Here is a 25510-nt window from a genome sequence, read left to right on the forward strand (position 1 = left end):
CAAGTTACGCGATTTCTACACTATACATGTACAACATCGTAGAATACTATTGTTTGCAATGAATTCATAAAATTAAGGAATTCTATGCATCCAATGAAAAAATAGTGTTCAAAAGACAGATTAGAGACTAAAATGAATAACTCTCATATAATTGTAATCAATCTATAATACTTTAATAACGCGATAAAGCCCATCTTATGTTAAGTAATACTTTGCGATCCAACTTCTTAAAATTCTATGCGAATCGGCACCATACCATTGTTCCTTCCTCCCCAGTATTCCCCCATAACGATCCCTCCATTCTTTTTACTAATGCAGGGATGAACCAATTTAAAAATGTTTTTCTAAATAAAGAAAAAACTAGCTACTCTCGAGCAACTACTTCACAAAAATGCATCCGTGCTGGAGGGAAGCACAATGATTTAACTAACGTAGGGCACACGTCACGTCACCTCACATTTTTTGAAATGTTGGGAAACTTTTCTTTTGGTGATTATTTTAAATCTCAAGCTATTGCTTTTGCCTGGGAGGTATCTCTTTCTGTATTTAATTTTAACCCTGAGCAAATTTACGCAACTGTGCATGAGAAAGATGATGAAGCTTTTGCTCTCTGGGAGGAATACTTACCTTCAGATCGCATCTTTCGCTTAACAGATAAAGACAATTTTTGGAGTATGGCAGATGTAGGCCCCTGCGGCTACTGCTCGGAACTTCTGTTTGATCGAGGAGAAAAATTTGGTAAAGCCTCCTCTCCTCTAGAAGATACTGAGGGCGAGCGTTTTCTAGAGTATTGGAACCTTGTCTTCATGGAATTCAATCGATCTGCAGATGGTTCTCTTCTCTCTCTTCCTAATAAACACGTAGATACAGGAGCGGGACTAGAGCGTTTAGTTGCACTTATTTCAGGCACTGACACGATTTTCGAAGCAGATGTCTTACGTCTCCTCATCGCTCAAACAGAGCAATTATCAGGAAAACCGTATCAACCCCACCATCCTTTAGGAGCTGCTTTTCGGGTGATTGCTGATCATGTGCGCTCCTTATCTTTTGCTATTGCGGATGGCTTGCTTCCTGGAAATACAGAACGCGGTTATGTGTTAAGAAAAATTCTACGCAGAGCAGTGAACTATGGAAAACGTTTAGGATTTACCCAACCTTTTTTAGCCGATATTGTTCCTTCTCTAGTTGAAGCTATGGGTAATGCATATCCAGAGCTTCGTCTTTCTCTATCTCAAATTCAAGAAACTGTTACTACGGAAGAAGAAAATTACCTAAAATTACTACATCGTGGAGGGAACCTATTGCAACAGGTGATAAAAACATCTACTTCCACGATTTCTGGGCAGGATGCTTTTAAACTCAAAGACACCTACGGGCTGCCTATTGATGAAATCGCACTATTAGCCAAAGACTATAATCTCTCTGTAGATATGGCAACTTTTGATCAATTAGAAAAAGAGGCTAAAGAGCGTTCTAAGAAAAATGCAGTGAAAACTCCTAGCTTAACGGATGATGACATAGCTTTCTACGACACACTATCTTTAAAAGAAAATTCTAAGTTCCTAGGCTACACCACACTATCTTGTGATACGTTTATTGAAGCTCTGCTATATGAGGGCCAACAAGTTCCTGCTCTCAACGAAAAAGACAAAGGTGCTTTAATCTTAAAAGCAACTCCTTTCTATGCAGAAAAAGGTGGGCAAGTTGGTGATTCTGGAGAAATTTTTTGTTCGGATGGGACATTTATAGTAACTCATACAACATCGCCAAAACCAGGAGTTATTGTGCACCATGGGGAGCTTGTACAAGGACATCTTTCTCAGTCTTCTGCAGTAACAGCGCAAGTACATTACGTCCGAAGAACACATATCAGCAATAATCACACCGGCTGCCACCTTCTACATAAAGCATTAGAGATGACTTTAGGTGATCATATTCGCCAAGCGGGATCTTATGTTGATGACACAAAAATACGTTTAGATTTTACACACCCCAAAGCTATAGCGCCCGAAGACTTAACATCGATAGAACTCCTAGTAAATGAAAAAATTCGAGAAAACCATCGTGTGGAAATTCGCGAAACTCTGTACTCAGACGTTATCAATTCCAAAGAGATTAAACAATTCTTTGGAGACAAGTATGGTGATGTTGTAAGAATAGTTTCTGCTGGATTTTCTCATGAACTGTGTGGGGGAACTCATGCAGAATATACAGGTGATTTGGGATACTTTCGCATTATCAAGGAACACGCTGTTGCTACGGGAATTCGTCGTATAGAAGCCGTCACAGGGAAAGAAGCTGAGCTTTTAGCTCTTCGAGATCACGAAGACCTTAACGAAATCTCTGTGATTTTACAATCCCCTCGTGATCAAATTCTACATAAGCTACACAATGTTCTAGAAGAGAAAAAACTCCAAAATAAACTGATTTCTGAATTAGAAACGCAGTTAATCAATGCACAGTTAGATAAAATTATTGAGAACTGTCAACGCATAGAGGACATTTCTTATATAGTACAGTACTTAGATGCATCAGAAAGTCATCGTTTACAGCAATATGCGAATTGTTTTCATCAAAGAATCCCTAACCGTAGCATCTCTTTATGGATTACTCAAAAGCAAGGAAAATATATCCTCTTTTCTAAACTTTCCGATGATCTTGTCCACCAAGGATTACAAGCAAACAATTTGTTAGAACAATTACTAGCACCTTGTGGAGGTCGCTGGGGAGGGAAAGCTACATTTGCTCAGGGTAGTACAAATACATTCCCACAAATAGACACAATAAACACAGTTTTATGGCAATGGATTTCAACACAGATAACTTAGCTCCAACTCTTCTTTCTCAACTTACTCATGCCTCTACTCCATTATTAATAGAAAACATCCACTCGGGAGCACGCGCATTTTTAGCAGCTCAATTTTTTCATCAAAAAAATACTTCCGTTGTTATGGTAACAACACGTTCTCGACTGGATGATCTTTTTGAAGATCTCTCTGCATTTTTAGAAGTCCCTCCTCTAGAGTTTCCTTCATCAGAAATTGATTTGTCTCCTGAGCTGGTCAATATTGATGCTGTGGGCAAGCGTGATAAAATTCTTTATGAACTTTGTGGGAAAGATAAACCCGTATTTTGTGTGACTACATTAAAAGCATTATTAGAGAAAACACGTTCTCCTCAGAATTTAGCAAGCCAATATCTAGATATTCACGTAGGGGATATGTTAGATCCTGATACGATGATAGATTTATGTAAAAATTTAGGCTATCGTCATACAACTCTTGCTAGCGATAAAGGGGAATTTGCTTATCGTGGTGGGATTATTGATATTTTCCCCTTATCTTCTCCCGAGCCTTTTCGAATAGAATTTTGGGGAGAAAAAATTATTTCTATACGTCCCTTTAATCCTTCAGATCAACTCTCTACAGGGAAAACTTCTAGGCTCTCCATATCTCCAGCAATACAAAATTCTGGAGAAGAGTCCTTAGAGCACAGCCTTTTAGATTATTTCCTCTCCCCCCCTGCATTTATTTTCGACAATTTAACACAATTAGAAGATGATTTTGCAGAAATGGCAGGAACGCTTGCCTCTCTACCTAAACGCTTTTTATCCATTAAAGAATTTTGTTCGCGTGCTTTCCTATCTCCGACAATTTTTTTTGAAGAAACAACCTATCCCAATGCGCAAATTAAAAAAAATCAAGAAGTCCATATAGAGGCTTTCCATTGCCATATTGCAACATCACGTGTTGCAGCTCCCTTCATCTATCCTAATGAAATCTTTGCTAGTGAAGGAAATCCTCTTTTAGACTTTTTACAACAATTGCATGAATATCTTCCTAATACAGAATCTCCGTTCCATATATCTATCTATCATACTAATACTAAGTCCTTAAAAGAAGCTCACACACTCATAGAAACTCTCCGCCATCCCCACTGGCAGATTCATGAAAAACGCCATAATCTCTCATCAAGCTTTGCCTTAGTAGAACAAGGTTTTGTTGCTATTTCCTTATCTGAGTTTGCATCTACAAAAGTTTTACGAAGACAAAAACAGCGGAGTTATGCCTCTGTAGCGACTGAAGAAGTTTTCGTTCCCATTCCAGGAGAAACTGTTGTCCACCTGCACAATGGTATCGGGAAATTCATCGGAATAGAAAAAAAACCCAACCATTTAAATATTGAGACAGATTATCTCGTTATTGAGTATGCAGATCGAGCACGACTTTACGTACCTTCTGATCAAGCGTATTTAATTTCTCGTTATGTGGGAACTTCTGAAAAATCTCCTGAATTGCATAATCTCAACGGATCTAAATGGAAAAGATCTCGCGATCTCTCTGAAAAGTCTCTGATTCTCTATGCTGAAAAGCTTCTTCAACTTGAGGCGCAACGTTCAACAGCAGCAGCATTTACCTATCCCCCTCATGGAGAAGAAGTAATCAAATTCGAAGAAAGCTTTCCCTATGAGGAAACTCCTGATCAATTAAAAGCTATCGAACAAATTTATAACGACATGATGTCAGAAAAGCTCATGGACCGCCTTATTTGTGGTGATGCTGGATTCGGAAAGACGGAAGTCATTATGCGTGCGGCTGTAAAAACGGTTTGCGATGGTCATCGTCAAGTAATTGTTATGGTTCCTACAACAATTCTTGCCACCCAACATTATGAAACATTTACCCAGCGTATGGCGGGACTACCAATAAACATCGCTGTTCTATCTCGCTTTTCAGATAACAAGACAACAAAAAAAATCTTTGAAGGCGTATCTAATGGAGACATTGACATCCTTATTGGCACACATAAACTTATTAATAAACACTTAGAATTTAAAAATCCTGGTTTGCTTGTTATTGATGAAGAACAGCGTTTTGGTGTCAAAGTAAAAGATTTCCTAAAAGAACGCTATCCCACTGTAGATTGCCTTACTGTATCCGCTACACCTATTCCTCGAACTTTATACATGTCATTATCGGGAGCTCGTGATCTTTCTCTCATCACCATGCCTCCTTTAGATAGGCTTCCCGTGAGTACATTTGTATTGGAATATAGTGATGAAACATTAACAGCTGCTTTACGCCACGAACTACTCCGAGGTGGACAGGCCTATGTCATTCACAATCGTATTGAAAGTATTTTTAGATTGGCGAACACTATTCGCTCTTTAATTCCTGAAGCGCGGATCGCTGTCGCTCATGGACAAATGTCTTCCGAAGAACTCGCCGCTATTTTTCAAAAATTCAAAGATCAACAAATCAATATTCTTGTAGCTACAGCATTAATTGAAAATGGTATTGATATTCCAAATGCTAATACCATTTTAGTTGACCAAGCAGATAAATTCGGTATGGCTGACTTATATCAAATGAAAGGGCGTGTCGGACGATGGAATCGAAAAGCCTATTGCTATTTTTTAGTATCCCATTTAGATCGGTTATCTAGCCCAGCTGCTAAGCGCTTGGAAGCCCTAAATAAACAAGAATATGGGGGAGGAATGAAAATTGCTCTGCATGATTTAGAAATTCGAGGAGCAGGAAATATTTTGGGTACAGATCAATCAGGACACATTAGCGCCATAGGATTCAATTTATATTGTAAATTACTAAAAAAAACAGTAGCTGCCTTGAAAAACAATACATCGCCGCTGTTATTCAACGATGATGTAAAAATTGAATTCCCCTACAATTCGCGTATTCCTGACTCTTACATAGAGCTAGCATCGATGCGCATAGAGTTCTATCAAAAAATAGGAAATGCGGAAAACCCAGAACAATTAACTTGTATACAAGAAGAAATGCGTGACCGTTTCGGCCCTCTTCCGGATGAAGTTTTATGGCTGTTCGCTCTAGCTAGAATACGTATATTTGCTTTAGAACGCCATATTACCAGTATTAAAGGCACAACAAATGCTTTATATATCCAACAACACCAAGAAAAAACAGAAAAACTTAAAAAGGTATTACCTTATTCCCTATCACCTACTCCTGAATTATTAGTATCAGAAGTTTTAGAATCTTTAGAGAAAGCATTCCCTACACAAGCCTCTTGCTAGAGAAATATCATGTCAAAATTTTATGAATTGATTAAACCAGACACTTCTCGTCCACCTGCATGGCTTCTTAGACAGGTGGGGAGGTATATGCCCCAGTATCAAGAACTCAAAGGCTCTCGAACATTGAAAGAATTTTTCCATGATACCGAAGCTATTGTTGCAGCTACCCTGCTAGGGCCAGAATTACTAAATGTAGATGCTGCTATTCTCTTTGCTGATATTCTTTCTATATTAGATGGTTTCGCCATTCCCTATGATTTCTCTCCTGGTCCTAAAGTAAATTTTTCTCCTCAGAACGACTACCTCTTTACAAAGTATCCTGAAGAACATTTTTCTTATCTTTTGGAAGCTATTCGCCGTCTTGTTCCTCGTTTGTCTGTACCTTTGATTGTTTTTTCTGCCTCTCCGTTTACACTAGCTAACTACCTCTTAGATGGGGGAAATACTAAAGATTCTCCTAAGACAATGTCCTTTTTGTACCAATATCCTGAAAAATTCGACTCTCTTTTATCACAACTAACCACGGCAATAGCTTCTTACTTAAAAGTACAAATCCATGCCGGAGCTTCGGCTATTCAATTATTTGAATCCTCGAGTTTACGACTTCCTCCCTCTCTATTTTCCCGTTACATCACTAGATGGAATACGCAATTGATTACTCAGATAAAACAGGGAACCTCTTCCCCCGTTAGCTTGTTTTGCCGATGCTTTTACGAAAACTTTATTGATCTCTACACCACAGGAGCTGATACTTTACATCCTGATTACCATGTTGACCTTGCACATCTATATGCTACTCTTCCGCAACCAGGATCTCTACAAGGAAACTTCGATCCAGCACTGCTTCTCCTGCCTCAAGACAAACTTATTCATTATGTTGAGCAATACCTTGTTCCTTTAAAATCACAGCCTCAGTACATTTTCAATTTAGGACACGGTATTCTTCCTGAAACCCCTTTAGAAAACGTTCAGGCCGTACTATTATGTTTAACCTCAACTTTAAATTCCTAGAAGGTCTCCAGCAACCGGCACCTAGATACACTAGCTATCCTACTGTTTTAGAATGGGAGAATTCTGATGCACAGCCTGCTTACCAAGCTTTTTCTCTTCTTCAGCAGAGCAATCATCCTTTATCTTTATATTTTCATATTCCCTTTTGTCAATCTATGTGTCTATATTGTGGGTGTTCTGTAATACTAAATCGTCGCGAAGATATTGTAGAACAATATATCGACACCTTAATTCAAGAAATGGAGCTAATCCACTCTCTTCTAGGGAAAAGAAAAGTATCTCGTATCCATTTTGGAGGAGGAACACCAAGTCGTCTATCTCGGAAGCTTTTTGAAAAACTCTTTTCTGCCATACATCGCCTATTTAACCTTACGGAAACACAAGAAATTGCTATTGAATTTGATCCACGTTCTTTAAGGAACGATGAGAATAAACCTCTGTTCCTCCAATCTTTGGGATTTAATCGGGTTAGCCTAGGCGTACAAGACACGCATCCCGATGTGCAAGAATCTGTACGTCGCCGCCAAAGCCACCAAGAATCATTACAAGCTTACGAAAAGTTCCGACAATTACGTTTTGAAAGTATTAACATCGATTTAATCTATGGTCTCCCCAAACAAACAAAAGTAACATTCGCACAAACAATTGCCGATATTCTGCAGATGCGACCCGACCGTTTAGCTTTATTTTCTTTTGCTTTTGTTCCCTGGGCAAAGCCACACCAAAAAGCAATCCAACAAAATTCCTTACCTTCTATGGAAGAAAAATTTGCCATTTACTCTCATGCACGCCATACGCTAACACAAGCGGGATATCAAGCAATCGGTTTAGATCATTTCTCTCTTCCTGAAGACCCTTTAAACATTGCCTTCAAAAATAAAACGCTCATTCGCAACTTCCAAGGCTATTCCTTACCCCCTGAGGAAGACTTAGTAGGATTAGGAATTACAGCGACAAGTTTTATTCGAGGGATTTACTTACAAAATACAAAGACATTGAAATCTTACCATGAAAAAATAGCTGCAGGTTCTCTAGCAACGAGTAAAAGTAAAATCCTATCCGAAGATGATAAAATCCGAAAATGGGTAATTCATAAATTAATGTGCACATTCCATGTATCTAAAGAAGAATTTTCTGATCTTTATGGTCATCATTTCGATACCTACTTCTCTGAAAGCCAAGAAAGGATCTCTAGCATGGCATCTACGGGTCTCTTACAAAACAGTTCCTCGTCTATAACAGTTACGCCTCTAGGAGAATTATTTGTCCGTGTCATTGCTACTGCTTTTGACCATTATTTCTTAAAATCACTTTCTTCGGTTCCCAAATTTTCAAAGTCCATATGAGAAAAATCTTTATTATAGGAGCAGGAATTTCAGGATTATCCACAGCATGGTGGTTAAAGAAAAAATTTCCTCACACCGAATGCCTTATTCTAGAAAAATCTCCTCGACCTGGAGGATTACTCTATACGGAATATCTTAATGATTTTGCTTTAGATTTAGGACCTAAAGGCTTTCTTACTCATGGCGATGGTAAATACACCCTACAACTAATTAAAGAACTTGGGCTCTACTCTTCACTGGTAACTAGTAATAAAGCAGCAAAGACGCGATTCATCCATTACAAAGGGAAAACCCGAAAAATTTCTCTATGGACTCTGCTTAAAGAGGGACTACCTTTAGCTTTAATCAAAGACCTTTTTGCTTTTCGATATGATAAAGATAGTTCCGTGCAAGAATTCTTACAACGGCATAGCACAAAATCTTTGATCCATCATATTCTCAATCCTATTGTCCTAGCTACCCGAGCTGGACATAGCCACCTGCTTTCTGCTCATATGGCTTTCCCTTCTCTTTCAAAGTATGAAGCACAAACAGGATCTCTATTACGCAGTTACCTCAAAGAATCCTCAATAAAAACTAAGAATAGTCCCTATCTTGCCTCATTAAAACCCAGTTTTGGAATTCTTATTGATACACTAGTAAAAAAACTACCTGTCACGTGGAAATTCTCCTCGCCTGTAATAAAAATCGACTGTTTACCTTCCCAAGTAATTATTCATACAGAAAAAGAAACTCTTGCAGGGGATCTAGCGATTTACACAGGACCATTGACTTCTTTGTCTCATCTTATCCACATTCCTGGTATGTCTCAGCTTGCAAAAAAAATTCTTCCTTGGGATCTCTCCTGTGCAACTTTAGGATGGAAGACACAACACCCACATCTACCTCAAGGATATGGCATGTTATTTTCTGATGCCCCCCCTCTACTAGGAATTGTTTTTCATTCTCAAATTTTCCCTAAGCAACTCTCAGGAAAAACGGTGATTTCTTTACTCTTAGAAAACCGTTGGTATAAAGAAGATGCTTATGCATTTTCGCTAGCAGCAATTTCCGAATATCTCAATATTACATGCAAACCCGATGTCTTTTCTCTATTCTCTCCTGAAGACGGTTTACCTCAACACTGTGTGGGATTTTTAGAAATGAAAAACTGTGTTCTCCCTCATATCCCTCAGAATCTCAAGATTGTGGGGCAAAACTTCTCAGGGCCTGGAGTTAATCGCTGTGTAGCATCAGCCTACCATACCATTGCTACTCTCTATAGAGAGAAAACGTTCACAAAGAGCCACTGTCTCCATTAACATCTCTCCAACATATTCACGACGTAAAGAATGGTTGAGCAAACGCTGTTCAATATGTTCTAAAAGATGATGAATTAAACGATCTCTTTCTTTCAGTTTTTCATACACATGGGCTAAGCCTATAACCCAACGCATTTCCATGGTGATACGAACACGAGAATCTTCAATAAAGAGTAGTTGAGGGTGAGGAATAACCCAATCTTCCTTCACCTCCTCAAAAACTTCTTTAGCTCGTATAACATCCCCCAAAGCAAGATAAGTATGTGCAAGGTCTAACTTCGCAGTATAATATAGATATGTCCAGGATTGCGTATTCTCTCCTAATAAAGTAACTTCTGAAAACTCATGCAATGCTTTTGTTAGCCAACTAATTTTTCTTACCAAAGTAGTCTCTGCATAACTTTGGAAATAATAAACTACAGGCAATAACGAAGAATTAGGGAAATAGTTAGAAAAAGCAGACAAATGTGACAAAGCTCGAGCATTCTTTAAGAAATACTCTTGAATATCATAAGCAAGTAAGTACAACCGATCGCCGTAGGGACGTAAAGACAAGTTTTCACAATAACGCTCTAAATCTTTCAAATCATAATGCGACCTTGTTAAGGCCCATACCCAACGAATGACAGATTGCAAAGAAGAACATTCAGAAGAAAATACCTGAGCTAAGGCATCTCCAGACGCAGAGTTATGATTATACAAAGCATGAAAACAACACAAAGCAATTTCTCTCAAAGACACAGAATGGGTGAGAGGTTCTCCCGTATGTTCTTTTGCTAACTTGCCCTGACGAAAGGCTAACCAAAAAGTTAATGCTTGAGAGTAATCTGTATCCCGCAAGGTTTCTCGAGTTTTTTCAAGATATTCTTGTTCAGCACGTGTAATTTGTGTATCGATAAGGGAAAAAATAGGATGAGAATGGTGGCGAATAGAATATCTCTTTATCATATCATAAATACAGTGATAATAGATATCCTCAAGAGGAACATGCTGACGGCTCTGTAACCTCAGACAAACTTTCATCACGGGAGACACTATCACATGATCATGATGTAAAAATAACGAAGTCATTGCTTTCACAATGTTTTGATATGCAAAAGAAAAGGTTGAATGAGTAAGAAATTCTTCACACAACACGGATTTCCCTTGCATAGCGTAGGTAAGGAATAACCCTAAACCTGCTTCCTGCCGATTCCAACTTTTATATGCCCTCAAGAAAAAATCTTCTGCTTCAGAATAATGCTGATGCATACAAGCAATACAGCCAAGGTACTCATATACTCTAGCTAAAGTCACTCCTAATTTTGTCGCATGTTTTAAAATCGATAAAAAAACTTCTTGAGATCTCTCATAATCCTGTTGTTCATAATAGTAACTGGCAAGGAAAAAATTATATTCAGGAGCATAAGGATGATCGGAAAGAAAAATTTTTTCTCCAGCGGTAAGTAATTTATGAAGTTCTTTAAAATTTCTATTTTGGCAATAAACTTCTAACAAAGAAAAGTACCCGCAATACACCAAAGGTGACTGTAAATACCTTCCATGATCAATAAGTACTTCTAACTCATGAATCGCTTGTTTTTGATTCCAAGGAAGCATACATAGGGCATGTGCTAAAAGAATAACATCAATCTCATGGGCACGGTAAACTTCTCCTTGAGATATTCTCAATACTAAGTCGGCTACAGACTGTGCGTAATCCTTTTCAGTTCGGCAGTAGGATAACAATAATGACGCGCAAGACTCCATATTGTCTTGAGATCGCTCCAATTGTAAAGCCAGAATTATCTTTTCTAAAAAGATTTTCTCTATAGTGAGGATATCAGGATGAGGGCTACAAATTCCTTCGTTCATGCTGTTCTTTAATTGATAACACAATCGTAGAGCTTCATCGTAATCTCCACGTTCCTTCGCTAAAAGAATTTCTTGCTTTCGATCGTTATAACTACTGTGCAAGGTCATAGTATATAATTGCAGTAGCAGATGATCCTCTAGAGTATCTTGAAAATTACTGATATCATGCAATTTTGCCGTTAGCTCCCTTAAGGAAACTCCCTCGGGATTTAATTTTTGCCAGGAAAGGTGTATAGAAGATTTAATCCGAGGAGGCATAGAAGCAACAGATAACAATTTTCTTAAAATCTCCGCACTAGTTGCATGATTGCCTTGTTTTATTCTTACTTGAACATAATCTCGCACCAAAAATGCAATTGTTTCCCAATCCCGTAAAGACAGTTCTGTTTTTTCTTCAATAATGCGATCTACAAATCCAGAAAAAACTTCATCACATGCTCTCTCTGCCTTTAATGCTGTGTGTACATCAGCACAATAATGACCAAAAGGAAGCTTCTGAGATGGTGAAGCACAAATACTCAGAAATCCTACCAGCAAAATACAGCAACTCTGAACAACACGTACAAATAAGTCGCGATACATTTTCATCATCAGTAGTGATTTACCATAGCCCTGGAGAATAAGCATAAACAAAAATCAGTATTAAAAATACATCCTATGCAAATCTCAAGAATAGAAAAAGAGTACTATTACTTAAAAAATGTCTTTTCTACGAAATCATCATTACCAATACAGCTAAACCTTAAAAATACCGCATCCTCCTTTTCGACTTTACCAGAACCAAAACGTACTTGTATGAAAAAAAAGATAAATAGAACTTGTCAAAATAACATACTGATAAACAAAGAACTATATTCCATATAAAAATCCATTGAGGATTATCTCTATTGTTTTCTCTAAAAAAAATGTTGCATGAATTTGAACAAACAAACTAATTAAAAATTAAAACAAGTAAAAATAGTTTAAAACTACAACTAGAGGACGCTTTTCATGGCGCTAAAAGATACGGCAAAAAAAATGAGGGATCTGTTGGAAAGTATCCAGCATGATTTAGACAAAGCCGAAAAAGGAAATAAAGCAGCAGCTCAAAGAGTTCGTACAGACTCTATTAAATTAGAAAAAATTGCAAAACTATACCGAAAAGAATCAATCAAAGCTGAAAAAGCTGGTTTGATGAAACGTAAACCTGCAGCTAAAGCAAAAAAAACTGCTGCCAAAAAACAAGCAAAAACTCCGGCAAAAAAAACTGCTGTAAAAGCAAAAGCAAAACCAAAAGCAAGAACCTCAGCAAAAAAAGCTGCTGTAAAAACAAAAAAAGGTTCTAAATCCCATCTCTTAAGAAAATAACTTCTTTCCCCCTATCTTGGTTTTGAGAGGGTAATTATAATTTTTTTACAATTATCCTCTTTTTTATTTAAACTATTATTCCCTTTTCTCTGATCCTACGTTCTCTGAAGTAGCATATAGATTTTCCTAGCGTAATTTTCCTGAACATATGGTAGCATCATTGACTTTGGAGTTTGCTATAACCATGCAAGTCAATTGTAAACACTTCCCTATTTGTGGAGGATGTTCCTCACCACAATCTGATTATCAAAATTCTTTAAAAATAAAAGAACGCCTTCTCCATCAGTTATTTTCTCCTATTTTTTCAGATAAAAATATTCTTCCGGTCCTTCCTTGTGTTCCCACTTTAGGAGGAAGAAATAAAATGGAATTTTCTTTTCATCAAACATATGAAGGAGAAAAAAGCTTAGGATTTATTACCCCTACTAAACCTAAAAAAGGCATTCCCATTACAGATTGTCTTATGATTCATAAAGATGCTATGGAAATTCTTCGCTTAACACGATCTTGGTGGAAAGCCTATCCAGAACTCCAAGCATATTACCCTCCAAAAAATAAAGGATCGCTATGCACACTTACAATACGCATTGGAGGTCCTGAACACCACCTTATGACCATTCTTACTACATCCGCAAGAAAAGAGTATTCTGTGGACAGAGCAATCATAGAACAATGGAAATGCTCTCTTGTCAACTCCTCTCTACCCATAACATCTATTATCTGGGAAGAAAAATGTAGTGAAGTAAATACACCAACATATTTCCGCTCCCATCTTTTGCATGGTAATGCTTTTATTACACAAAAATTAACATTACCTAAAGATAAAAATTCCGCGACTTTTTACATTCACCCACGAAGTTTCTTTCAACCCCAAATTCAGCAAAATGAAAAGATTATCGAAGTCATTAAAGAGTTCATACAGCCCCAAGGTGATGAAACCTTAGTAGATCTATATTGCGGCACAGGAACAATAGGAATCATGCTTTCTACCTATGTAAAAAAAGTCATTGGCATAGAAATTATTCCCGACTCCGTAGCCTCGGCAAAAGAAAATATCATTATGAATAACAAACAATCTCGTGTCGAAGTGTATCTAGAAAATGTTCAGACTTTCTGTAAACGCCAACAAGATTGTCCCCCTCCTGATGTTGTTATTATCGATCCTCCGCGTTGTGGCATGCAAAACAAAACTTTGAAATATCTTTTAAGAATTGCTCCAAAAAAACTTATTTATGTTTCTTGTAATCCCAAAGTACAATTTGAAGAATGTTGTCGTTTAATTGCAGAAGGGTACTCAATCAAAAAAATGCAACCTATAGATCAATTTCCACATTCTCCCCATTTAGAAAATATTATTTTACTAGAAGCAAAGGACTCCCAGGAAAAGCATTGAACGTACTCTTCCCAATGTGTTAACCTTCTCTCTGAATTAATAGATGTACAGGTGGTGGAATGTTCGCACATTTATTCATGTTTACTTTATTTATGGGAAGCTTTCCTCTCTTAGCAAATGAAGATAGCACTTCTGGGAGAAATACCTTTGCCCAACCCGCTATTATGCTAGGGATTGCTATTTTATTCTTCTATTTCATTTTATGGCGACCCGAACAAAAACGTAGAAAAGCTATGGAGAAACGTAGAAACGAGCTTTCTCGTGGGGATAAAGTTACAGCTATGGGTATTGTAGGTACTATAGATGAAATTCGTGAACATACTGTAGTACTCAACATAGCTTCCGGGAAAATTGAAATACTAAAAGCTGCTATTTCTGAAGTATTCAAACCTGATGGCACCAAGGCATAAGCACTTTAAAATACAGAGAGTTGCCTTCTACTATAGAAAAGAGATCTACATTGATTTTTTATAAGCCAAGTTATAACTTGACCCTATAAGCTATTCATAACATCAGGGATTTTCACGATCATGGCTTGGCTTTCAGGTCTATATTTCATTAGTGTTGCGAGTGTTGCCTTTTCTATTATAGGCTTGATGCTTTCCGGAATTATTCTTTTAGCTCGTAAATTTCTCATCAAAGAGCACCCGTGCAAACTAAAAATCAATAATGATGATTCACTAACAAAAACAGTACCCAGTGGGCGCATACTTTTATCATCTCTCTTAGATTCTGGTATACCGATTCCCTCTCCTTGTGGAGGCAAAGCAACCTGTAAACAATGTAAGGTAAAAATCATAAAAAATGCGGATTCACCTTTAGAAACAGACCTAGCTACTTTTTCTAAAAAGCAAATAGAGCAGGGATGGCGTCTTTCTTGCCAAACTAAAGTGCAGCATGATTTAAGTTTAGAAATAGAAGAACGCTATTTACATGCCTCTTCTTGGGAGGGGACGGTAATTTCTAATAACAATGTAGCTACCTTTATCAAAGAGCTTGTAGTCTCTATTGATTCTAATCATCTTATTCCTTTTAAGCCTGGAGGATATTTACAAATTAGCGTACCTCCATATCAAACACAGACTTCAGATTGGAAACAAACAATGTCTCCCGAATATTATAGTGATTGGGAGAAGTTTCATTTATTCGATAAAACAATCAATAATAGTTCCTTAGAGGCCAATTCTTCAAATAAGGCTTATTCACTAGCTTCCTATCCTGCAGAACTTCCTTTAATTAAATTCAATATTCGTATTGCTACCCCTCCCATAGTTAACAATGCCCCAGATCCTAATATTCCTTGGGGAGTATGTTCCTCCTACATCTTTTCTTTAAAACCTGGAGATAAAATCACTGTATCTGGGCCCTACGGGGAATCTTTTATGCGAGATAATGCTCGCCCTTTAATCTTTCTTATTGGTGGTGCAGGGTCCTCATTCGGCAGAAGTCATATTTTAGATTTATTATTAGATAAACACTCACAAAGAGAAATTACACTGTGGTATGGGGCCCGTTCTTTAAAAGAAAACATCTATCAAGAAGAATATGAAAAACTAGACAAAGAGTTTCCTAACTTCCACTATCATTTGGTTTTATCAGAACCTCTTCCTGAGGATCTTGCTTCAGGTTGGCCAAAAGACGATCCTGAAAAAACGAATTTTTTATTTCGAGCTTTCGAAGTTGGACAATTAAGCAAATTAAAAAATCCAGAAGATTACCTATACTATGTATGTGGTCCACCACTGCACAATAGCAGTATTTTAACATTGTTAGATAATTATGGCGTTGAGCGCTCTTCAATTATTCTTGATGATTTTGGAAGTTAAGCTTTATATAAAAACAAGAAGGTTTTCTCGTTACTTTGTATGCTCTCGTAACAAGAAAACCTTCATCTTTTCTAGAGTATAGAATTCTAAATAGAGAAATTGGTAACGCTTTACTTAAAGAATAAAAATCACTTGTAAAACCTAGCTAGACAGCTTAATAGCCTCTAAGCACCTAGAAATATTGAAACCAACAATACGTATAGATAAAAGGCTTAACTTCTGAGTTCGGAATGGTATCAGGTGTACCCCTTTTTCCATTATCACCAAGCAAACTCTTGTAACGCAAACTCACGTATACTAATAGACGCATAAGAACGTCTTTAGCGTAACTTACATTGATCGTTCTCACACAATATAAAAATATCAAGACAAAAAAAAAGAGCATATTACATGCTCTCTTTTTGAAAATCTAAGAATTACGGTAAATAAAAGCTTGGCAACGACCTACTCTCCCATACTCTTGTGTATAGTACCATCGGCGATAAAAGGCTTAACTTCTGAGTTCGGAATGGTATCAGGTGTACCCCTTTTTCCATTATCACCAAGCAAACTCTTGTAACGCAAACTCACGTATACTAATAGACGCATAAGAACGTCTTTAGCGTAACTTACATTGATCGTTCTATTTCATTTGAAAAGCCTATAGGGCTCTTCTTATGACAAAAACCAAGTCAATGGACTTATTAGTATTGGTTAGCTAAACACATTACTGTGCGTACACACCCAACCTATCAACCACGTAGTCTACATGGAGTCTCATAGGGATACCTTATCTTAAGGGAGGCTTGGCATTTAGATGCTTTCAATGCTTATCCTTTCCGAACGTAGCTACTCGGCTATGCTTTTGGCAAAACAACCGACACACCATTGGTTCGTCCATTCCGGTCCTCTCGTACTAGGAACAGCTCCTCTCAAGTATCCTGCGCCCACAAAGGATAGAGACCAAACTGTCTCACGACGTTTTGAACCCAGCTCGCGTACCGCTTTAATTGGCGAACAGCCAAACCCTTGGGACCTTCTCCAGCCCCAGGATGCGATGAGCCGACATCGAGGTGCCAAACCGCCACGTCGATATGAACTCTTGGTGGCGATCAGCCTGTTATCCCCGGAGTACCTTTTATCCGTTAAGCGACGGCGATTCCACTTTCCACCGCCGGATCACTAAGCCCGACTTTCGTCTCTGCTTGACTTGTAGGTCTTGCAGTCAACCTATTTTATACCTTTACGCTCTACTCGTGATTGCCAACCACGATGAAATAAGCTTTGGGCTCCTCCGTTACTTTTTAGGAGGATACCGCCCCAGTAAAACTGCCCGTCTGGCAATGTCCATCTTCCAGATTCATGGAATAATGTTAGATTCCCAATCTATTAAGACCAGTATTTCAACGGCGACTCCTGCCTCCCTGACGAGAAACATTCATAGTCTCCTGGCTATGCTACACATAACAAATCAAAAATCAATACCAAAGTACAGTAAAGGTTCACGGGGTCTTTTCGTCCTTTTGCGGGTAAACAGCATCTTCACTGCTACTACAATTTCACCGAGTCTTTCGTTGAGACAGTGCCCAGATCGTTACACCATTCGTGCAGGTCGGAACTTACCCGACAAGGAATTTCGCTACCTTAGCACCGTTATAGTTACGGCGGCCATTCACCAGGGCTTGGGTTCAATGCTTCGCCTTGCGGCTGACATATCCCTTTAACCTTTTGGCATTGGGCAGGCGTCACACCATATACTTCCCCTTAGAGGTTTGCATAGTGCTGTGTTTTTGTTAAACAGTCGCCTGGGCCATTTCTCTGCGGCCCCCCGAAGCTCATGCAGTAAATGCAATCACCTTAGAAGGCTCCCCTTATTCCGAAGTTACGGGGATAATTTGCCGAGTTCCTTAACGAAAGTTATCTCGCGCGCCTTAGAATATTCATCTCGCCCACCTGTGTCGGTTTAGGTACGGTCACCATCAACAGCTAGAAATTATTTCTTGAAAGCCTCGCGCCACACTATCAGTTCCTCCGAAGATTTCCCTTAACCACAACCTGACCTCCTGTTAGCGGATTTGCCTACTAACCAATCTCATTGTGATACGGACACGTCCAATCGTCCGCGTGCTTAACTTACTCCGTCATTCCATTGCTATAGTTTTAGGTGGTACAGGAATATTTAACCTGTTACTCCATCGTCTACGCATTTGTGCCTCAACTTAGGGGCCGACTAACCCAGGGAAGACGAGCTTGACCCTGGAAACCTTGGGCTTACGGCGAGGGAGATTTTCACTCCCTTTATCGTTACTTATGCCATGGATCTTCACTAGTATCCGCTCCAGCACTCCTTACGGTATACCTTCACAGCTGAATACTACGCTCTCCTACCGCGTATATTTACATACACACCCGCGATGTCGGTTTTATGTTTGAGCCCCGATTATTATTGACGCAATAATTCTCGATTGGTGAGCTGTTACGCACTCTTTAAATGATTGCTGCCTCTAAGCCAACATTCCAACTGTCTTAGAATCATCACTTCCTTACTCACTTAACATAAAATTTGGGACCTTAATCGGCGATCTGGGCTGTTCCCCTCTCGACAACGAAGCTTAGCCCCCGCTGTCTATCTCCCGGACTCACTTTTGGTATTCGGAGTTTGATTTCCGTTGGTAAGCCGGTAGGCCCCCGCTAGAATTCAGTGCTCTACCCCCAAAAGCTTAATATCCGAGGCTAACCCTAAAGTTATTTCGGAGAGAACAAGATATCTCCAAGTTTGATTGGCCTTTCACCCCTATTCACAACTCATCCAAACATTTTTCAACATGTACTGGTTCGGTCCTCCACATAGTCTTACCCATGCTTCAACCTGGTCATAAATAGCTCACTTGGTTTCGTGTCTAAATCAAACGACTAAACGCTCTATTAAAACTCGCTTTCGCTTCGGCTCCAGAACGTAAATCCCTTAACCTCGCCGTTTAACTTAACTCCCTGGCTCATCATGCAAAAGGCACGCCGTCAACCATGGCTTCCGAAGAAGCTATAGGTCTTCGACCGCTTATAAGCTACTGGTTTCAGGTTCTATTTCACTCCCTTAACAAGGGTTCTTTTCACCTTTCCTTCACAGTACTGGTTCACTATAGGTCATTGGCTAGTATTTAGACTTGGAGAGTGGTCTCCCCAGATTCAAACTAGGTTTCCCGTGTCTAGTTCTACTCAGGTATCGAATAGGGTCTCTTGTTTTTTCGTCTACGGGACTATCACCCTGTATCGTTTAACTTTCCAGAAATATTCGACTAAAACTTAAGATCCCATATTATCGACCCTACAACCCCATATTAAAAATATGGTTTGGTCTGTTCCCCTTTCGCTCGCCGCTACAGAGGGAATCTCGTTGATTTCTTTTCCTCCGCTTACTAAGATGTCTCAGTTCAGCGGGTATCGCTTTGCATACCTATGTATTCAATATGCAATGGTAGACAATTAATCTACCGGGTTGCCCCATTCGGAGACCTCCGGGTCATAGCTTTATACCAGCTCACCGAAGATTACTGCAGGTAAACGCATCCTTCATCGCCTGCCAATGCCAAGGCATCCACCAATAGCTCTTAACAACTTGGTCTGTAAATTATTGATCCATGCAAGTTAACTCTTAACTAAAGACATATATTCTTAAACGTCTATTATTATATGTGAATTATACTTGTTACCATTATTTACAATAACACTTGATTACAACTAAATGTTTTGAAAACAAACTCTCGACAATGCAAAAGAAATAGAATGCAAACTCTACCAAACACTTGCCCAACCTAGTCTAGCTGCCTAAAAGGCAACTATCCTTATCCTTAAAAGGAGGTGATCCAGCCCCACCTTCCGGTAGGGCTACCTTGTTACGACTTCATCCCAGTCATCAGCCTCACCTTGGGCGCCTCTCTCCTTTACAGGTTGAGTCAACGACTTAAGGCAAAACCAACTCCCATGATGTGACGGGCGGTGTGTACAAGGCCCGGGAACGTATTCACGGCGTTATAGCTGACACGCCATTACTAGCAATTCCGACTTCATGTAGTCGAGTTGCAGACTACAATCCGAACTGGGGCCAGCTTTAAGGATTTGCTCCACCTCACGGTCTTGCTACCTTCTGTACTGGCCATTGTAGCACGTGTGTAGCCCTGGGCATAAGGGCCATGCTGACTTGACGTCATCCTCGCCTTCCTCCTGGTTAACCCAGGCAGTCTCGTTAGAGTTCCCACCCGAAGTGCTGGCAACTAACGATAAGGGTTGCGCTCGTTGCGGGACTTAACCCAACACCTCACGGCACGAGCTGACGACAGCCATGCAGCACCTGTGTATCCGTCCTTACGGAAAACGACATTTCTGCCGCGATCGTATACATGTCAAGCCCAGGTAAGGTTCTTCGCGTTGCATCGAATTAAACCACATGCTCCACTGCTTGTGCGGGCCCCCGTCAATTCTTTTGAGTTTCACCCTTGCGAGTGTACTCCTCAGGCGGCATACTTAACGCGTTAGCTACGACACGGATAGGGTTGAGACTATCCACATCAAGTATGCATCGTTTACAGCAAGGACTACCAGGGTATCTAATCCTGTTTGCTCCCCTTGCTTTCGCGCCTCAGCGTCAGGTGTAAATTAGAAAAGCGCCTTCGCCACTAGTGTTCTTCCACATATCTACGCATTTCACCGCTACACGTGGAATTCCCTTTTCTCCATCTACCCTCTAGAAAGATAGTATTAGATGCCGGCTTGAAGTTGAGCCTCAAGATTTAACATCTAACTTTCCTTTCCGCCTACACGCCCTTTACGCCCAATAAATCCGATTAACGCTAGCACCCTCCGTATTACCGCAGCTGCTGGCACGGAGTTAGCCGGTGCTTCTTTACCTGGTACGCTCAAATCGATTGGATATTAGCCAATCTTTCTTATTCCCAAGCGAAAGTGCTTTACAACCCTAGAGCCTTCATCACACACGCGGCGTCGCTTCGTCAGACTTTCGTCCATTGCGAAAGATTCTCGACTGCAGCCTTCCGTAGAAGTCTGGGCAGTGTCTCAGTCCCAGTGTTGGCGGTCAATCTCTCAATCCGCCTAGACGTCAAAGCCTTGGTAGGCCATTACCCCACCAACAAGCTGATATCCCATAGACTCTCCCTTAACCGAAAGGTCCGAAGATCCCCTTCTTTAATATGCTTTAGATGCCTAAACATACCACATTCGGTATTAGCGGTCGTTTCCAACCGTTATTCCCAAGTTGAGGACAGATTATCTATGTATTACTAACCCTTCCGCCACTAAACAACACCGAAGTGTTATTTCGTTCGACTTGCATGCCTCATCCACGCCGCCAGCGTTCAATCTGAACCAAGATCAAATTCTCAGAAAAAAATAAACCTAAAAAACTAACGGATTTTTAAAATCCAAAACAAGCATTTACTGGCCTGCATTCTATCTCATTTGCATTGTCAAGAAGAAAGCCTAAACAATTAAGCCTTCATTTTCCTGCTCACATCGAAGTGTGGGCTATTTCTTCCTTTCGTTTGTGATTCGCAAAAAGAAGAAATCAACATCTTATAAAAAGCCTATTTTTTGCACAACCTATTTCACTCATTTTTTTTCGGAACTATAAAAACCATGACGAAATATTATGCCCTCTGATTATATTCTGAGCAGGAAAATGAAAGCCGCGAGTTTTGCGTATTTTTCATTTTTTTCTGATCTTTGAAAGATAATCAACCCTTACCTTATGCAATTAAAAAAAAAATATATATATTCAGAATATCCTATCCCCTTTCTTTATTCATTATTGGGAACTGTCTTAAGAAACACTTTTGTGTTTTCAACATAAAATTTGATTACATGCTTTCACTTATGGAATATGGGGAATATGGATAGTGTAGTAAGATAGCTTGCAATAACTAAAATCCTCTATCTCTTCCTGATTATTGAGCTATCTTGCCTATATTAAGGTTTTTAGCTTGGATAAATATTATTTTCGGGATAATATTCCATGCGTTATGGCGAACGTAGCTCAGTTGGTTAGAGCGTCGGATTGTGGTTCCGAAGGTCGCGGGTTCAAGCCCCGTCGTTCGCCCTCGTTTATCTTCTTTGTTTCTTTTGTTATTCTTGCTATAACCAAGTATTAGAATAAATTTTCACTCCACTAAAAACTTAGCGTTTATTCATGGCGAAAGAGCAACAAAAGTCCAAATATTCCCTATGGCCTTCCATATCTTGTACCGTAAAAGCTAGCATTTATTTATTTTTGACATGTTTCTCGGGGTTAAGTTTGTGGAGTTTTCACAATAATCAACCCTGCACACAAAACTGGATTGGCCTATTCGGTTGGTTGTTGAGTTTTTTTCTTTTATATTGTTTTGGAGTAGCCTCATTCCTCATTCCCCCATATTTTTTGTGGCTATCCTTCTTACATTTTAAAAACACTCCAACAAAAATTCTGCGCCGTAAAGCACTTGCGTTTGCATCTATTCCTATTTGCTCTGCAATCCTTCTATCTATGTTCTCCCCAGCACGAGTTCTTCCTTTATTTCTAGACTCTCGGCTTCCCAAAAAAGTCGTGCTAGGAATGCATTTTCCTATTTCTTATTTAGGAGGTATTCCTTTTTATAACTTGTATGCTGGCCAATCACTCTGTCTAAAACATTTAATTGGTTCTGTAGGTACTGGTCTTATTTTCTCTTTCATCCTCTTCTTTTCTATTTTCTATCTTTGCGGGGGAATTGTTCTAATTAAAAAAAAAATCCTACAAAAGTTCCTCAAAAACAAACTACATGCTTGCTGGCGTATTTGCAAAAGCATCTTAAAAAGACTCATAAATAAACAAAATTATCTACCTAAGCCTTCACTTAAAGTTCTTTCTCCTACATCAACAAAAATGCATTTACGCTCATTTCCTACACCTACGGTATCTTTGCCCATGGAAGAAAATGAACAATTTGCTCATCGAAATGCTATAGACTCTGGAGATCCAACAACAATCTTTGTAACTCCGCATCCTCAAAAACGTATTCTACCCTCTGTAGACAAAGCACGAGTTACTTCATCAGAGTCAAAAATTGTAGTATTACCACAACATCCCCATGAAAAAATTATTCGACCTTCTCCCCTGCCTGTGTTGAAAAAAGAAAAGTCGGAATTACCTCAATACCATTTGCTAAGTAAAAGCGACAATATCAAACCCGAAGCCCTTTATGAAGAACTTCAAAAAAAGGCTGTGCTCCTACAACAAACATTAGAAAGTTTTGGGATTGAAGCAGCAATAGGTAATATTTCTTTTGGCCCTACGTTAGCAGCATTTGAGGTCCAGCCTAACACAGGGGTTAAGGTTCAAAAAATCAAAGCTTTAGAAAATGACATTGCTTTAAATTTACAAGCTTCCAGTATTCGAATTATCGCTCCAATTCCTGGCAAAGCTGCTGTAGGTATTGAAATTCCCAACCCTTATCCCCAACCTGTAAATTTCCGTGATTTATTAGAAGATTATCAAAAATGTAACCGCAAGTTACAGATCCCTCTTTTACTTGGGAAAAAAGCAAATGGGGAGAATTTTTTAGCAGATTTAGCCACAATGCCGCACTTAATTATTGCCGGAACTACGGGATCAGGAAAGTCTGTTTGCATTAACACTATTGTTATGTCATTAATTATGACATCACTACCTTCGGATATTAAATTAGTCATTGTTGACCCTAAAAAAGTAGAATTAACAGGCTATTCCCAGCTTCCTCACATGTTAACGCCAGTCATTACAGAAGCTCGTGATGCACATAGCGCTTTGATCTGGTTAGTTAAGGAAATGGAATTGCGTTATGAAATTTTACGATTTTTAGGTGTACGTAATATCCAAGCATTTAATTCACGAGAACGCAATATAGAAATTGAAGCTTCTTATGATAAAGAAATTCCAGAAAAAATGCCCTTTATTGTAGGAATTATTGACGAGTTAGCTGACCTCTTGCTTTCTTCTTCTCAGGATATTGAAACTCCCATTATCCGCTTAGCTCAAATGGCTCGAGCCGTAGGTATTCATTTAATTTTAGCTACACAACGTCCCTCACGCGATGTAATTACAGGTTTGATTAAAGCAAATTTTCCCTCTCGAATTGCTTTTAAAGTTGCGAACAAAGTCAATAGTCAAATCATCATTGATGAACCCGGAGCAGAAAATCTCATGGGGAATGGTGATATGTTAGTTGTTTCCCCTTCCTCGTTTGGTGCTATGCGCCTTCAAGGAGCTTATATTTGTGACGAAGATATTAATAAAGTCGTTAAAGATCTGTGTTCTCGTTTCCTAACAAAGTATGTGATTCCTTCATTTGATACTTATGAAACAACTGTCCCCACAAATAGTGAGGAGAGAGATCCTTTATACCATCAAGCAAAAACCTTAGTTCTTCAGACAGGAAATGCCTCCACGACTTTCTTACAACGGAAACTAAAAATTGGCTATGCTAGAGCTGCGAGCTTGATAGATCAACTTGAAGAAGAAAGAATCATTGGTCCCTCAGAAGGAGCTAAGCCCCGCCAAGTATTAATACAAATGCCCCCACAAGAAGGATAGTTTATGGAAGGTTTTTTTCCTTTAGCTTCGAGCTCCAAGGGAAATTGTACGTATTTGGGGACAGAATCTTGTAAAATTCTAATAGATTTAGGAATTAGCAAGCAAATGGTCACTCGTGGTCTTCTTTCCATAAATGTTCATCCTGAAGACATTCAAGCTATTCTTATTTCTCATGAACATTCCGATCATATTTCCGGAATTAAAAGCTTCATTAAAACGTATAATACTCCCATTATCTGTAATTTAGAAACTGCTCGTAGTTTATGCCAGATTCTAGGCATTCATCCAATATTTAAGATTTTCTCTACAGGATCGAAATTTTCTTTTTATGATTTACACATTCAAACCTTTAATGTTCCTCATGATGCTATCGATCCTGTAGGTTTTGTTTTTCATTATCATCAAGAGAAGCTTGGATTTTGTACTGATTTAGGCTGGATAACTTCATGGATTATCCACGAACTTTACGATTGTGACTACTTGTTTATAGAAGCCAACCATGATCCTAAATTGGTACATGAATCTTCGCGCTCTGATATCTACAAAAAACGTGTATTAAGCAAATTGGGTCATATTTCAAATCAAGAATGTGGCACCTTATTACAGAAAATTCTTACTCCTAAAATAAAGAAAATCTATCTTGCCCATCTATCTAGTGAATCGAATTCACCTGAACTCGCTGTATCTACAGTATGTTCTTTGATAGAAAACGTGACGTCCTTGATCCCTGTAATTGCGGAAAAACATAAAACATCTGATCCCATTTACTTCAATGGATCTTTAACAAACGTATGAAATTTAC

12 protein-coding genes, 1 tRNA gene and 4 rRNA genes are annotated in these 25510 nt (G+C 38.9%); 12 read left to right on the forward strand and 5 right to left on the reverse strand.

Annotated features, from left to right (window positions below; all coding sequences use genetic code 11):
- The first annotated feature begins 197 nt into the window (after window positions 1-197).
- The 5 genes from alaS to M787_RS01210 are packed head-to-tail and all read left to right on the forward strand — an operon-like array spanning window position 198 to window position 9713.
- Window positions 198-2828, forward strand: a complete 2631-nt coding sequence (gene alaS / locus M787_RS01190) for an alanine--tRNA ligase (protein ID WP_021828641.1) — start codon at window positions 198-200, stop codon at window positions 2826-2828.
- Entirely contained in the window at window positions 2804-6055 is a 3252-nt protein-coding gene (gene mfd, locus M787_RS01195) for a transcription-repair coupling factor (RefSeq protein WP_021828642.1), read from the forward strand. The genes alaS and mfd overlap by 25 nt, the downstream gene beginning before the upstream one ends.
- A gap of 9 nt (window positions 6056-6064) precedes the next feature.
- Complete coding sequence (gene hemE / locus M787_RS01200) at window positions 6065-7066, forward strand: uroporphyrinogen decarboxylase (protein WP_021828643.1); 1002 nt, start codon at window positions 6065-6067, stop codon at window positions 7064-7066.
- On the forward strand, window positions 7039-8412 hold the full coding sequence (gene hemN, locus M787_RS01205) for an oxygen-independent coproporphyrinogen III oxidase (RefSeq protein ID WP_021828644.1): 1374 nt from the start codon (window positions 7039-7041) through the stop codon (window positions 8410-8412). Before hemE ends, hemN begins: the two co-directional genes overlap by 28 nt.
- The gene (locus M787_RS01210) at window positions 8409-9713 is read left to right on the forward strand and encodes a protoporphyrinogen oxidase (RefSeq protein WP_021828645.1); all 1305 of its coding nucleotides are present in this window, start codon (window positions 8409-8411) and stop codon (window positions 9711-9713) included. Before hemN ends, M787_RS01210 begins: the two co-directional genes overlap by 4 nt.
- On the opposite strand, the gene M787_RS01215 is transcribed toward M787_RS01210, so the two are convergent.
- Window positions 9645-12155, reverse strand: coding sequence for a tetratricopeptide repeat family protein (locus M787_RS01215; protein ID WP_021828646.1), 2511 nt, complete (start codon window positions 12153-12155; stop codon window positions 9645-9647). The genes M787_RS01210 and M787_RS01215 overlap by 69 nt on opposite strands.
- 402 nt (window positions 12156-12557) lie before the next feature.
- Between M787_RS01215 and hctA the strand changes: the two genes are divergently transcribed.
- The 4 genes from hctA (at window position 12558) to nqrF (ending at window position 16133) form a co-directional block, all read left to right on the forward strand.
- Window positions 12558-12914, forward strand: a complete 357-nt coding sequence (gene hctA / locus M787_RS01220; protein WP_021828647.1) for a histone H1-like protein HctA — start codon at window positions 12558-12560, stop codon at window positions 12912-12914.
- Between the two features lie 184 nt (window positions 12915-13098).
- Window positions 13099-14307, forward strand: coding sequence for a 23S rRNA (uracil(1939)-C(5))-methyltransferase RlmD (rlmD, locus tag M787_RS01225; protein WP_034734912.1), 1209 nt, complete (start codon window positions 13099-13101; stop codon window positions 14305-14307).
- Window positions 14308-14366: 59 nt separating this feature from the next.
- On the forward strand, window positions 14367-14717 hold the full coding sequence (gene yajC / locus M787_RS01230; RefSeq protein WP_021828649.1) for a preprotein translocase subunit YajC: 351 nt from the start codon (window positions 14367-14369) through the stop codon (window positions 14715-14717).
- A gap of 120 nt (window positions 14718-14837) precedes the next feature.
- Entirely contained in the window at window positions 14838-16133 is a 1296-nt protein-coding gene (gene nqrF / locus M787_RS01235) for an NADH:ubiquinone reductase (Na(+)-transporting) subunit F (protein WP_021828650.1), read from the forward strand.
- A gap of 170 nt (window positions 16134-16303) precedes the next feature.
- Here nqrF and rrf (M787_RS01240) read toward each other — a convergent pair.
- From rrf (M787_RS01240) to M787_RS01255, 4 genes are all read right to left on the reverse strand, one after another.
- Window positions 16304-16401, reverse strand: a 5S ribosomal RNA gene (rrf, locus tag M787_RS01240).
- A 163-nt stretch (window positions 16402-16564) separates the two neighbouring features.
- Window positions 16565-16679: ribosomal RNA gene (rrf, locus tag M787_RS01245) — 5S ribosomal RNA — on the reverse strand.
- Window positions 16680-16795: 116 nt separating this feature from the next.
- A 23S ribosomal RNA gene (locus M787_RS01250) occupies window positions 16796-19734 on the reverse strand.
- A 229-nt stretch (window positions 19735-19963) separates the two neighbouring features.
- A 16S ribosomal RNA gene (locus M787_RS01255) occupies window positions 19964-21513 on the reverse strand.
- Together the 16S, 23S and 5S rRNA genes form the textbook arrangement of a ribosomal RNA operon.
- Before the next feature lie 634 nt (window positions 21514-22147).
- Between M787_RS01255 and M787_RS01260 the strand changes: the two genes are divergently transcribed.
- From M787_RS01260 to M787_RS01270, 3 genes are all read left to right on the forward strand, one after another.
- Window positions 22148-22221: transfer RNA gene (locus tag M787_RS01260), tRNA-His, on the forward strand.
- A gap of 90 nt (window positions 22222-22311) precedes the next feature.
- Window positions 22312-24708 carry an FtsK/SpoIIIE family DNA translocase gene (locus tag M787_RS01265; protein ID WP_021828651.1) on the forward strand — a complete coding sequence of 799 codons (2397 nt, stop codon included), beginning with the start codon at window positions 22312-22314 and terminating at the stop codon, window positions 24706-24708.
- A 3-nt stretch (window positions 24709-24711) separates the two neighbouring features.
- A complete protein-coding gene (locus tag M787_RS01270) occupies window positions 24712-25503 on the forward strand; it encodes an MBL fold metallo-hydrolase (protein ID WP_021828652.1) in 792 nt (263 codons plus the stop codon).
- Window positions 25504-25510 lie beyond the last annotated feature (7 nt).

Origin of the sequence: Chlamydia gallinacea 08-1274/3, from assembly GCF_000471025.2 — a bacterium.
GTDB lineage: Bacteria > Chlamydiota > Chlamydiia > Chlamydiales > Chlamydiaceae > Chlamydia > Chlamydia gallinacea.

Bases quoted from the DNA above. Each gene is read 5' to 3' on its own strand.
- alaS (WP_021828641.1), top strand. From the start codon at position 198: ATGTTAAGTAATACTTTGCGATCCAACTTCTTAAAATTCTATGCGAAT.
- mfd (WP_021828642.1), top strand. From the start codon at position 2,804: ATGGATTTCAACACAGATAACTTAGCTCCAACTCTTCTTTCTCAACTT.
- hemE (WP_021828643.1), top strand. From the start codon at position 6,065: ATGTCAAAATTTTATGAATTGATTAAACCAGACACTTCTCGTCCACCT.
- hemN (WP_021828644.1), top strand. From the start codon at position 7,039: ATGTTTAACCTCAACTTTAAATTCCTAGAAGGTCTCCAGCAACCGGCA.
- M787_RS01210 (WP_021828645.1), top strand. From the start codon at position 8,409: ATGAGAAAAATCTTTATTATAGGAGCAGGAATTTCAGGATTATCCACA.
- M787_RS01215 (WP_021828646.1), bottom strand. From the start codon at position 12,155: ATGAAAATGTATCGCGACTTATTTGTACGTGTTGTTCAGAGTTGCTGT.
- hctA (WP_021828647.1), top strand. From the start codon at position 12,558: ATGGCGCTAAAAGATACGGCAAAAAAAATGAGGGATCTGTTGGAAAGT.
- rlmD (WP_034734912.1), top strand. From the start codon at position 13,099: ATGCAAGTCAATTGTAAACACTTCCCTATTTGTGGAGGATGTTCCTCA.
- yajC (WP_021828649.1), top strand. From the start codon at position 14,367: ATGTTCGCACATTTATTCATGTTTACTTTATTTATGGGAAGCTTTCCT.
- nqrF (WP_021828650.1), top strand. From the start codon at position 14,838: ATGGCTTGGCTTTCAGGTCTATATTTCATTAGTGTTGCGAGTGTTGCC.
- M787_RS01265 (WP_021828651.1), top strand. From the start codon at position 22,312: ATGGCGAAAGAGCAACAAAAGTCCAAATATTCCCTATGGCCTTCCATA.
- M787_RS01270 (WP_021828652.1), top strand. From the start codon at position 24,712: ATGGAAGGTTTTTTTCCTTTAGCTTCGAGCTCCAAGGGAAATTGTACG.